The sequence below is a fragment of the Acidobacteriota bacterium genome (genome assembly GCA_034211275.1).
GTDB lineage: Bacteria > Acidobacteriota > Thermoanaerobaculia > Multivoradales > JAHZIX01 > JAGQSE01.
Genome location: JAXHTF010000210.1, coordinates 1 through 11,214 on the forward strand (window position 1 = coordinate 1; position 11,214 = coordinate 11,214).

11 protein-coding genes are annotated in these 11,214 nt (G+C 67.1%); 5 read left to right on the forward strand and 6 right to left on the reverse strand.

Annotated elements, in window-relative coordinates; translation table 11 throughout:
- Window positions 1-88 precede the first annotated feature (88 nt).
- The 4 genes from SX243_22005 to SX243_22020 form a co-directional block, all read right to left on the reverse strand.
- Window positions 89-2,050, reverse strand: a complete 1,962-nt coding sequence (locus SX243_22005; GenBank protein MDY7095658.1) for a hypothetical protein — start codon at window positions 2,048-2,050, stop codon at window positions 89-91.
- A gap of 3 nt (window positions 2,051-2,053) precedes the next feature.
- A complete protein-coding gene (locus tag SX243_22010) occupies window positions 2,054-2,515 on the reverse strand; it encodes a CBS domain-containing protein (protein MDY7095659.1) in 462 nt (153 codons plus the stop codon).
- A 233-nt stretch (window positions 2,516-2,748) separates the two neighbouring features.
- Window positions 2,749-3,087 (reverse strand): hypothetical protein, encoded by a 339-nt coding sequence (locus SX243_22015; protein MDY7095660.1) that lies wholly within the window; start codon window positions 3,085-3,087, stop codon window positions 2,749-2,751.
- A gap of 124 nt (window positions 3,088-3,211) precedes the next feature.
- Entirely contained in the window at window positions 3,212-3,703 is a 492-nt protein-coding gene (locus SX243_22020; protein MDY7095661.1) for a YciI family protein, read from the reverse strand.
- 239 nt (window positions 3,704-3,942) lie between these two features.
- Here SX243_22020 and SX243_22025 point away from each other — a divergent pair, with 239 nt between their 5' ends.
- Complete coding sequence (locus tag SX243_22025) at window positions 3,943-5,169, forward strand: hypothetical protein (protein ID MDY7095662.1); 1,227 nt, start codon at window positions 3,943-3,945, stop codon at window positions 5,167-5,169.
- A gap of 85 nt (window positions 5,170-5,254) precedes the next feature.
- Here SX243_22025 and SX243_22030 read toward each other — a convergent pair whose 3' ends face one another.
- Window positions 5,255-5,404: a hypothetical protein gene (locus SX243_22030; GenBank protein MDY7095663.1), complete on the reverse strand. Its 150-nt coding sequence runs from the start codon at window positions 5,402-5,404 to the stop codon at window positions 5,255-5,257.
- Between the two features lie 169 nt (window positions 5,405-5,573).
- Here SX243_22030 and SX243_22035 point away from each other — a divergent pair, with 169 nt between their 5' ends.
- The gene (locus SX243_22035; protein MDY7095664.1) at window positions 5,574-6,287 is read left to right on the forward strand and encodes a nitroreductase family protein; all 714 of its coding nucleotides are present in this window, start codon (window positions 5,574-5,576) and stop codon (window positions 6,285-6,287) included.
- Between the two features lie 21 nt (window positions 6,288-6,308).
- On the opposite strand, the gene msrP is transcribed toward SX243_22035, so the two are convergent.
- A complete protein-coding gene (msrP, locus tag SX243_22040) occupies window positions 6,309-7,352 on the reverse strand; it encodes a protein-methionine-sulfoxide reductase catalytic subunit MsrP (protein MDY7095665.1) in 1,044 nt (347 codons plus the stop codon).
- A 251-nt stretch (window positions 7,353-7,603) separates the two neighbouring features.
- Here msrP and SX243_22045 point away from each other — a divergent pair, with 251 nt between their 5' ends.
- The 3 genes from SX243_22045 (at window position 7,604) to SX243_22055 (ending at window position 11,188) form a co-directional block, all read left to right on the forward strand.
- The gene (locus SX243_22045; GenBank protein MDY7095666.1) at window positions 7,604-8,650 is read left to right on the forward strand and encodes a mannose-1-phosphate guanylyltransferase; all 1,047 of its coding nucleotides are present in this window, start codon (window positions 7,604-7,606) and stop codon (window positions 8,648-8,650) included.
- A 33-nt stretch (window positions 8,651-8,683) separates the two neighbouring features.
- Complete coding sequence (locus SX243_22050; protein ID MDY7095667.1) at window positions 8,684-9,373, forward strand: hypothetical protein; 690 nt, start codon at window positions 8,684-8,686, stop codon at window positions 9,371-9,373.
- Window positions 9,374-9,448: 75 nt separating this feature from the next.
- Window positions 9,449-11,188, forward strand: a complete 1,740-nt coding sequence (locus SX243_22055; GenBank protein ID MDY7095668.1) for an ABC transporter ATP-binding protein — start codon at window positions 9,449-9,451, stop codon at window positions 11,186-11,188.
- The last annotated feature ends 26 nt before the right edge of the window (window positions 11,189-11,214 follow it).

Genomic DNA, 11,214 nt, shown 5'->3' on the forward strand with positions numbered 1-11,214 from the left:
CCCCCGCCCCGTGGCGCCCCGGGGGGGGGGGGGGGGCCCCCCCCCCCACCACTGCGCCAGCCCACTACTGAGACGGTCCAGCTGCAGCTCAGAGCCCCGAAACCTCCAACCGCCGAGCTCCCCAGCGGCCGGTGCCCAGGTCTTCCACCACCACTGCGATGCGGTCGGCGCCGGCGCTGAGCTCCACGGGGAGGCTCCAGGGCTGGCCCCGCTGCTCCTCGCTGCGGGGCAGCTCGAGGAGCTCGTGGCGGACCCGGGGTGCTTCCAGCGGTCCAGTGACGGCGAGGGAGATGCGCACCAGGGTGCGGCTGAGGGTGCGCTCCGCCGGGGATCCCAAAAGGCTGCTGGGATCGACCTCCACGTGGCCGCTACCGGGGCGCTGCCCGGGCTGATAGGTGATGGCCACTTCCTCCGGGCCGGTGACCAGATCGCCCTCCGCCAGGCGCCGGGCTCGGGCCGCGGACACCGCCGGAGGAGTGGACGAGCGAACCCAGGCCGGTGCCCGGGAGGCCAGAAGAGGCCGCTCTAGGCGTACTTCCAGCGGCAGCAGCTGGCCCAGGGGCGGTCCCTGGAGCTGGAAGCTGACGGCTACCCGTTGGTCCAAGCTCCGCAAGGCGCTGGCCAGATCTTGGGGCGATTGCACCACCGCTCCGGCGGTAGCCTGGGCGCGGATCTCCAGCGGGCCGGCGGGGTTCACCAATCGGGCCTCTGCCACCGCACCGCCGCCCTGGTGGGCGGGATCCAGATCCGCCGCTTGCTGCTGTGCCCAGCGGGCTTCATCCTCTTCTCCGAGACGCTCCAGAACCTGCGCCAGGCCGGCGAAGGCGGCGGCCTGCTGCTCGGAGGTACGGGGATCCTTGTAGTAGTGATGGATGGCCTTGCGGTAGGCCTCCGCCGCCGGTTCCAGGTCGCCGGCGGCTCGCTTGGCTTCGGCGAGATCGAAGTAGGCTTCGGCCTTGGCCGGATCCCGCTCCTCCTCGTAGGTCCATTGGAAGACCTTCAGCCGCCATTTGCCCACCCGCTTGCCCCGGGGGAAGTACTCCTCCGGCGGCACGTAGGGACGCAGCAGATCGAGGACCACCCAGCCATAGCCCGCCAGGGCCTGGGCGCTGGTGTGGGCGAGCTCGGCGAGGGGCAGCTCGCTCTCCGGTCCCTCCATATCCAGCGGTTCTCCCTGGGGCAGGTCGTGAGGGCGGTAGAAGGCGTCGGGGTCCAGGTCGTAGCCGCCACTCACCACCACCAGCGCCCGCCGCGCGCCGTAGGTGTCCAGGAGGCGCAGCAGCAGCCGGTCCTGCTGGGCCTGCACCAGGCGCTCTTCGAGCTCGGAGGCGACCCGGGCGGCGCGGTCTTCGGCGTTGGTTCCCTCATCGGCCTCGAGGTCGTCGGCCTCGGGGTCGTCGGCTTCGTCGGCATCCGGGCTCTCGGCGAGGGTCTCGCCCTCTGCGCCAGCTTCTTCGCCGGGGCCCCGCAGAAACTCCTGACGCACTTCCACCAACGGGTCGAGGCCGGGAGCGTCCATGCTGATCTTGGACAACGTCGAAGCCACCAGCTCGCTGTCGCGGCTGGCGGGAAGGAGCACCCGCGGCTCGGGATCCGCCAGCACGATCTCCACGGTACCCCGGTCGGTGAGCTCCTGGGCGACATCCGCCAGCTGGCGCGCGCCCCATTCCAGCTCCTGCCCGCCGGCCAGTCCGGCGTCGAGATAGATCACCAGCTGCCAGGGTTCGAGCTCCGGATCGTCAGCGGAGAAGCGCCGCAGGCCGGTGAGGGGCCGCTGCTGGCCGTCCACCATCAGGGCGAAGTCTTCCGCCTCGAGGCTTTGGCGGGCACCCTCCGGTAGATCGAGGGTGCGCTTCTGCTCCACCTCCACCAGCACGCTGACGTCGGTGACCCGCTCCTCCCCGGTGAAGGTGCGGTCGGCGGCGCCGGGATCCTCCTGGCCCTGGAGCGGAACGACCAAGGCGCTGAAGAGAAGGGCGAGCAGCAAGGAGGTCAGCAGCCGCGGCAGCTTCAGGATTCGGGACGACGGTTCGAGCTGGTGATGGTTCATGGCTCAGCTCTCGTCCACCAGCAGGCCCAGCAGATCCGAGGTGGAGATGATGCCTACGATCTCCTCCCCCCGCATCACCAGCAGGCGGTGCACGTGTTTCTCCAGCATCAGGGTGGCTACTTCGGACACCGGAGCGTCCTCTCCCACGGCGAGGACCTCGGGATTCATGATGTCGGCGACCTGCAGCTCTTCGTCGTCGCCGTCGAAGTCGCCGGGCTCTTCGTCCAGTCCGGCGTCCCAGCCGGCGTCGTAGAAGCCCAGCCCGCCGGCGGCCTCTTCTTCCGACGCGGCGGTGGCGACGTCCACCAGGGAGACCACTCCCACGGCCCGGCCTTGGGAATCCACCACCGGCGCTCCGCTGATCTCGTTGTCGAGGAGGAAGCGGGCGAGCTCCTGGACGGTCATGTCTTCGCCGACGGTGACCACCCCCGGGTTCATCAAATCGCTGGCGGTAATCTTCCTCATCTTTGCCTTTCTTGGTTCCGGGCCGTGCTAGCTCCCCAGTCTCGGGGCTGTCGATGGAGTGGGATCGATCGGTCCCCTCCTATTCGTAGAGTACCGCAGGCCAGGGTCCCTGAGGGTGGACGATGGGGCGACAGAAAAGCCCCCGGGAGCACGGCGCCGGCACCGTGGAAAGTGCAGGATCCGGCCGGGGGCCTGGCAGGACCGTCCAAGGTCCGAAGAGTGGCGGGGGCAGGTCAGTAGTGGCAGCGGCCTTCCGGACACAGCTCGGAGCCCCAATCCTTCTCGCAACAGCCGGTGGCCGGGTTGAAGCAGTAGGAGCAGCCCGTCCACTCGAAGCACGGCCCCGGGTCGCAGCCGTTTTCGAGCCCGGTGAGGTCCGCTGCACCGGAGCCCATCCACGCCGGCGGTGCGAGGGCGTCGAGGGCCGAGAGGCCGCAGCCGGTGGCGGGATCCTCGACGGTGAGCTCGCCGGGCTGCAGGTCGATATCGGCGGCGCTGGCGGGCAGCGCAAAGACGAAGACGCCGAGACACAGGACGAAAAGGGCGATTCGCAGGGACGGGCGGATGGTCATGGAGCTCTCTCCTCGAGGGTAGGTGCGCGATTCTTTCTAATCTTGCGCAGTTAAAAGACTACTTCCGTTAATGGGTGTGCAGTCTCAGCCCGAGATCGGGACGGGAGAGAGCTTGGATCCCGGGTCAGCCCTGGGCTTTGGCCACCGCCTCGTCGTAGCCGTGGGTGATGTCCACCGGCCCGAGCCAGGGGATGATCTTGGGGCACAGGCGGCCGGCCTGTACCGCCGGGTCCTTGGCCGTGCGCTCCTCGGCAGCTTCCAGGGAATCCATCTCGAGCAGGAAGATTCCCGCCAGGTCGCTGCCTTCCACCGGCGCGAAGGGTCCCGCTAGCCGCAGGATGCCCTCCTCCGCCATGGCTCCGATATTGGCCATGTGGGCAGCCTGGATCTGCTGCAATTTTTCCGGGTCCTCCTCCGGCTTGTCCGGACAGCTGTGGAGGAAGACCATGTAGTAGATCGTCATTCCCGGCGGTAGGTTGGAGGGAGGCGCCGGGGCGGCCTTCTCTTCGGCAGCGTCGCCGCCAGCCTCGTCGCTGGCGAGAGCCCAGGTGGGGGTGGCCAAGGTTACGCTCAGGAGCAGCGCCAGTAGGAGAGCGAGGGTGGAGATATTTCTCATGACAGATCCTTTCCCGAACAACCCGCAGGGCGGGGATGAAGGTTGCGGATGATCGAGGCGGCGGAGATCACCGCGGGCACGGTTTCTATGCACTACGGGAACGATTCTAAAGGGTTCAGCGAGGAGCGGTTGCTGCCATCTGTATGGGCACGGAGTGATGAGGTCTTGTCCTGCCCGCGGGAGGAGCGCGCACTCCGATAGAGAAAGACTCATGCAAACCAACCTCCAGGAGGTCTCTCATGATGCAGCGCATCGGTTTTCTCGGGCTGGTCGTAGCTCTGGCCGTCGGCTCTCTCGCGGTGGCCCTGCCAGCGGCGGCGGCGGATTATCAGGTCTTGGGCAGCGTCACCAGCCACGAGCAGGGGCTGGTCCGCACCGAGACCTCCATCGCTTACGGGACGAATCCTCTGGACCGCTTCAAGATGATTCGTCTGGTGCGCAATGCTCCGCCGGCTCAGCGGCGGGCCACGCTCTTCCTGCTGCCGCCCCTGGGCACCAACTTCAGCTTCTACGAGCAGCCCGACGAAGGAGGCCCCATCGGTACCTCCATCGCCGGCTTCTTCGCCCGCCGCGGCTATGACGTCTACGGCTACTCCCCGCGCCTGGAGGGCATCCCCGGCGGAACCTGCGAGGTGGGGGTGCTGGATTGCTCCACCATGGCGGGCTGGAATATCGCTTCCGTGGTCGAGGACGTGGCTTTCGTGCGCGGCCTCATCGAGGACGCCAACCCCGGCGCTGAAGTCTTCGTCGGCGGAGTGTCTTTGGGCGCCATGACCGCAACGGCGGTGGTCAACGAGAGCCCTGACGACTATGCCGGAGCGATCCTCTGGGAGGGGATGCTCTTCAGTCTCGATGTGGACGTGCGCGCGCTCAACACTGCTTATTGCGCCCAGCAGGAAGCGTTGCTGGCCGCCGGCCTGTACTTCGACGGCGTCGGCGCCGGGGTGATCAAGCAGGCCACCTACCTGGCCAGCACCCGCCCCGACGACCTCACGCCCATGCCCCTCTTCCCGCCCTTCCTGACCAACCACCAGGTGATGGTGGGGAGCTTCAGCCAGGAGACTCCCGGTCCCGTCACCCTGCCGGTGCCCAACTATCTCCTGATCAACGGCAGCCTGGCGGAGGATCGCTTCTTCTACGCCTCGGAGCCGCGGCTATTCACCAATATCGCCAGCTTCAACGAATACTCACCGACGGCCCTGGTGCGGGACGTGAGCTGCTCCCTGGCGGGGGTGGAGACGTCCTACGTGGACGAGCTGGATCAGTTCGACGGGCCGGTGTTGGCCATTGGCGGCGGGTTCGGTTTCGGGCCCTACATGCAGGACCAGCTGGATCTCTTCGGCTCCGACGATGTGACGCTGCTGCTCACCCCGGAGTTCGCCCACATCGACCATTTCATGACCCGGCGGCATCGGCGCTTCGTCGAGTTCCCGATCCTGCGCTGGTTGCGGCGCCACGGCAGCTGAGGCTTCCGCGCTGCACACACCAACCGCCGGCCGTGGGGGGGCGGCCGGCGGTAGTTGAGGCTCTCGGTACTAGAGGGAGGAGTGTCTAGGCCACTCGGCGGTTGCGACGACGATTCGGCAGCAAGCGGCTCAGGACGCGGCGAAACCGCTCCCGACGCAGGCTCAACAGCTCGTCGTCGGCAAGGCAGAGGGTGCAACGCTCGTTGGCGTGGAGGTAGATCTTTTTACGAATCATGGCACATGCTCCGAGGGGGAGGCCTTGGTGGCCCTTTGTGTTCCTTATCCTTTTTTTAGCGCTATCTTCGGGGAAGGTCAACCCCCTGGCTCGGTTTCTGGCCTATTTGTTCGTCTGAGGCACAAAGTTTCCGCCCTCGGCCGCCGGTCGGGCTGATCAGGAGGGGCCAATGTCTGATAAGAACAGCGCCATGAGCGACTATCCCTTCGTCCCCTACACCCCGCCCCGGTTGCCCCCGGAGGAAATGCTTCGCCGCGCCGAGGCCTTCTACGCCGAGATGGACAGCCGCCGAAGCGTCCGCCATTTCTCCTCCGATCCGGTGCCCCGGGAGCTCATCGAGCTGGCCATCCGCACCGCTTCCACCGCTCCCTCCGGAGCCCATCGCCAGCCCTGGCGCTTCGTGGCGGTGAGCGATCCGGCGATCAAGAGCGCCATCCGCGAGGCGGCGGAGCACGAGGAGCGCATCAGCTACGAGGAGGGGCGGATGCCGGAGGAATGGCTGCGCGCCGTCGCTCCCATGGGCACCGACTGGCGCAAGCCTTATCTGGAGACGGTGCCGTGGATCGTGGTCGCCTTCGAGGAGCTCTACGGCTTCGAGGAGGACGGCAGCAAGCGCAAGAATTATTACGTCAAGGAGAGCATCGGATTGGCCTGCGGCCTGTTCATCGCCGCCATCCACCGCATGGGGTTGGTGACCTTGACCCACACGCCGAGCCCGATGAAATTCCTCAACGAGGTCCTCGGCCGGCCGCAGAACGAGAAGCCGGTGATCCTCTTCCCCATCGGCTACGCCGCCGAGGACGCCATGGTGCCGGATCTGGAGCGCAAGAGCCTGGAGGAAGTGTCGGTGTGGAATCCGCAGCCGGGCTCAGGCGACGAGTAGGCGAGAGTTCATCACGGACTCCTACCACTCGCTCCCGTCGTAGAGCCCCGCTACCTCCTGGGCGTAGCCGTTGTAGAGCAGCGTCGCCCGCTTCTCCAGAGTGCCGATGTCCTCCTCCACCTCCTGGCTCCAGCGCGGGTGGGGCTTGGACGGGTCGACGTTGGAGAAGAAGCCGTACTCCGGTGGCTGGAGGTCGTTCCAGAAGGTCGGCGGCTGCTCGTCCGTGAGCTCGATGCGAACGATGGATTTGGGGCTCTTGTAGCCGTATTTCCACGGCGTCACCAGCCGCCACGGGGCGCCGTGCTGCATGGGTAGGGCGTGGCCGTAAATGCCCACCGCCACCAGGGTCAGCTCGTGGTAGGCCTCGTCCAGCCGCAGCGCTTCGTAGTACGGCCACGGATAGCGCGTCATCAACTTCTGGCCCGGCAGATTCTCCGGGTCGTGGAACGACACGAAGCGCACATAGCGAGCTTTGGACATCGGTTGGGCCAGCTCCAGCAGCTTGCGCAGGGGATAGCCGGTCCACGGCACCTGCATCGCCCAGCGCTCGACGCAGCGGAAGCGGTACAGCCGCTCCTCCAGCGGAATGCGGGTGAAGAGGTCGTCGAGATCGAGGGTTTGGGGCTTGTGTACCAGGCCGCCGATCTCCACCTTCCAGGGGTCCACCGGATAGCCCTGGGCCAGGCCCCAGACCTTGCCCTTGTTGGTGAGAAATTCGTAGAAGTTGTTATAAGCGGCGGGGACCTCCTCCGGGGTCAGCGGCCGACCGCCGAGGGTGTAGGCTTCGTTGCGCCGGGCCGGAAAGAGGTCGGCGAAGCGCTTGCCCAGCGCCGGGCGTACCATCTTCGCTTCGTTGAGGGCATCCTCGGCGAGGATGCAGCCGGCGCCCTGGGGCAGGGCGAGCCCCAAGGAAGTGAGGCCCAGGGCCTTGAGCACTTGGCGGCGGTTCCAATACGTGCTTTCCGGCGTCGTTTCTCGGGCCGCCCGCCGGTGATCCGGATCCCAGCTCTTCGGACTGCGCAACAAAGTCATGGTGATGCTCCCGGTGATTGCAGAGGACTTCATTATGGCCTACGACCTTGGAGCGCTTTTGGACTGGTCCAGCAGCCCCGGCTTCGCGGAGGTATACTGCGGCGCCGAAGGGAGAAGGCGCTGTGGGCGCTGCTTCCCATCCATCCGATGTTGTTGAAATCCGACCTTGTCCACAATTCCGTTCGAACCAGCCCGTGAAGATCTCCTCACCGTTCCCGCCGCTCAGCATCGTGCTGCCCGCGGCCATGATGGCTGAGTCCTCTTCCGGCTCCGAGGTGTAACTCGTGCAGGTGGTAATTCTCGCCGGCGGCAGCGGCACGCGATTCTGGCCCTTGAGCCGTGCCCACCGCCCCAAGCAGTTGTTGGAGTTGGAGGGCGGCCGCAGTCTGCTGCAGGCCACCATGGATCGCCTGCTGCCGACGGTGGAGCCGGCTCAGGTGTGGATCTGTACTACCGAGATGCTCGCCGACGAGGTGCGCCAGCAGCTGCCGGAGGTGCCGCCGGAGCAGATCCTCTTCGAGCCCGAGGGGCGCAACACCGCCGCCGCCATCGGCTGGTCGGTGCGCTCCATGCCTCAGGAGGCCCGGGAAGGGGTGGTGGCGGTGCTGCCGGCGGATCACCGCATCGCCGATCCGGAGGCCTTCCGCCGCACTCTCGCGGCGGGGGAGAAGGCGGTGGAGGAGCGGGATCTGGTGCTTACCCTGGGCATCGAGCCGCACCGCCCGGAGACCGGCTACGGCTATCTCGAGCTGGGCGAGACCCTCGATGCCGCCACCGGCCTGCGGCGGGTACGGCGCTTCACCGAAAAGCCCGACAGCGCCACCGCCCAACGCTTCCAGGAGTCCGGCAACTATCTGTGGAACGCCGGCATCTTCCTCTTCCGTGGCACCCGCCTGCTGGAGCTGGTGGCGGAGCATCTGCCGGAGCTGGCCCGGGGGCTGGAAGAGATCGCCGAGAAGCCGGCGCGCATCGGCGAGCTCTATCCCCGACTGCCGTCCACCTCCATCGACTTCGGCCTGATGGAGAAGCTCTCCAACATCGCCACCCTGCCCCTGGCCTGCGGCTGGAGCGACCTGGGCTCTTGGGAAGCGCTGGCGGAAGTCTTGCCGCCGGACGAGCACGGCAACGTGCATCTGGGGGACGCTCTGGCCTTCGACGCTCGGGACAATCTGCTGGTGGCGGACGGCGGTACGGTGGCGGTGCTGGGGGTGGAAGGGCTGGTGGTGGTGCGCACCGACGACGCCGTTCTGGTGCTGCCCCGGGAGCGTTCCCAGGACGTTCGCTCCATCGTCCAGCAGCTCAAGGAGCAGCGCCGGACGCGTCTGCTGTGATCTCCCCGCTGTTGATAGACCCGTGAGACGCCCATGATTCAACCCGTGCTCATCGCCGCCGGCTCCGAGGATCTCACCCTGCGGGATCTCGACGCCCCCGTCGACCTCGACGCCCTACTCCCCGGCACCGGTCCCTGGGAGGTGGAGATCGGCTTCGGTAAGGGGCGCTACCTTCTGCGCCGCTCCCGGGCGGAGCCGGAGGGCCGCTTCCTGGGCATCGAGGTGGTGTCCAAATACTGCCGCCTGCTGGTGGATCGGGGGCGCCGCCACGGGGTGGAGAATCTGGTGGGGATCCGCGGCGAGGCCATCTACTTGATGTCGGCGGTGCTGCCCCGGCGCTTCGCCCAAACGGTGCACGTCTACTTCCCCGACCCGTGGCCCAAGACCCGCCATCACAAACGCCGCCTCTTCGATCCGGAGCGTCTCGATCTGCTCCTCGACCTCCTGCTCCCCGGCGGCCAGCTGGTCTTCGCCAGCGATTTCCTCGAATACGGCGGCGGCGTCCGCGAGCTGCTCCACGAGCATCCGGCGCTGGAGGTCACCGAGATCAACGAGGTCTGGCCCGATGGCGCGCGCACCAACTACGAGGCCAAATACATCGAAGAAGGCCGCCCCATCATCCGCCTCGAGGCGCGCCTCCGCCCCGACGCCGAGCCCCCCTTCTTCCACCCCCGCGGTGCCGCGGGCATTCTCGCGGCGACCTCGGTGCGGGAAGAGGATTGAGCAGGGTTGAGCTTCTCCGCGCCCTGCTAAGATGCCTTCATCGCGCCCCGGGGAAGCCCGCTGCGCTCCAAGCTCATGAGATCCCTACGCCATCTGCTGCCCTACTTCGGGCGCTATCGGAGCCGCCTGTTCTGGGGCATGCTCTGCGTTTTGGGCATGTCCATCTTGGGCCTCGCTTCGCCCTGGGTGGTGGGGGATGCGGTGGACGTGTTGCGGGAGGAAGTCTCCACCCAGACCCTTCTCTTCTACGGCGGTCTCCTGCTGCTCATCGCCGTCGTCCAGGGGCTGTTCAGCTACGGCCAGCGGATGATTCTGGTGGTCATGAGCCGCAACATCGAGCGCGACCTGCGGGACGACTTCTTCCACCACCTGCTCTCCATGGCGCCGAGCTTCTACGGCAAGCGCTACACCGGCGATCTCATGGCCCGGGCCACCAACGACCTGGAGGCGGTGCGCCAGGTCAGCGGGCCGGCCATCATGTACAGCGCCAACACCGTCTTTACCGGCGTAGGGGCACTGATCTTGATGGCCTCCATCCACGGTCCGCTAACCCTGGTGGCGGTGATCACCACGCCGCTGGTGGCGGTGGCCACGCGGGAGTTCGGCTCGCGCATCCATCACCACTTCCAGCAGGTGCAGGAGCAATATTCGGACCTTTCCACCAAGGTGCAGGAGAACCTCTCCGGCGCCCGGGTGGTGCGCGCTTACGTCCAGGAAGGGCACGAGGAAGATGCCTTCCGCCGCCTCAATCAGGGGTACGTGGAGCGCAACCGCCGGCTGATTCTGTGGTCCGCCGCCTTCCGCCCCATGCTCCACTTGCTCATCGGTGTCGGCTACGTGGCGGTGCTGTGCTACGGCGGTGTGCTCACCTATCAGGGGCAGATGACCGTCGGCGACCTGGTCAAATTCAACCTGCTGCTGGGGCGCCTGGCCTGGCCCATGATCGCCGTCGGCTGGGTGGTCAACCTGATCCAGCGCGCCGCCGCCTCCATGAATCGTCTCAAGAGCGTCATCGACACCCCGCCGGCCATCGCCGACGAAGAGCCCCTGGTGACGGTGGAGAGCGTGCGCGGCGACCTCGCCTTCCGCCAAATGAGCTTCGCCTACGACGGGGAGGAGCCGGTGCTCCACGACATCGACTTCGCCGTGCCGGCGGGTACCACCGTCGCCCTGGTGGGGCGTACCGGCTCCGGCAAGAGCACCCTGCTTTCCCTCATCCCGCGGCTGATCAATCCGCCGGAGAACACCGTCTTCATCGACGGCATCGACCTGCGCCGGCTGCCCCTGGCGGCGCTGCGCTCGAGCATCGGCATGGTGCCCCAGGAGACCTTCCTCTTCTCCGAGACGGTGGCGGAGAATATCCGCCTGGGCGTCCCCGATGCGACGCCGGAGCAGGTCAAGCGAGCGGCGGAGCTGGCGGGCCTCGGGCAGGATTTGGAGGGCTTCCCCCAGGGCCTGGAAACCGTGGTGGGGGAGCGCGGCATCACCTTGAGCGGCGGCCAGAAGCAGCGGGTGGCCCTGGCGAGGGCGCTGCTGCGGGAGCCGTCCATTCTGCTCCTCGACGACAGCCTGTCGGCGGTGGACACCCGCACCGAGGAGAAAATTCTCCACAACCTGCGGGAGGTCTTCCCGGGGCGTACGGTAGTGCTGGTCTCTCACCGCATCTCCACCGTGCGCGAGGCGGATCTGATCCTGGTGCTCGAAGACGGCCGCATCACCCAGCGCGGCACCCACGAAGAGCTGGTCGCCCAGGAAGGTCTCTACGCCGAGCTTCACGAGCGCCAGCAGCTGGAAGAGGCCTTGGCGGCGGTCTGAGGGCAGCGGTCTGAGCCCGCCCGTCT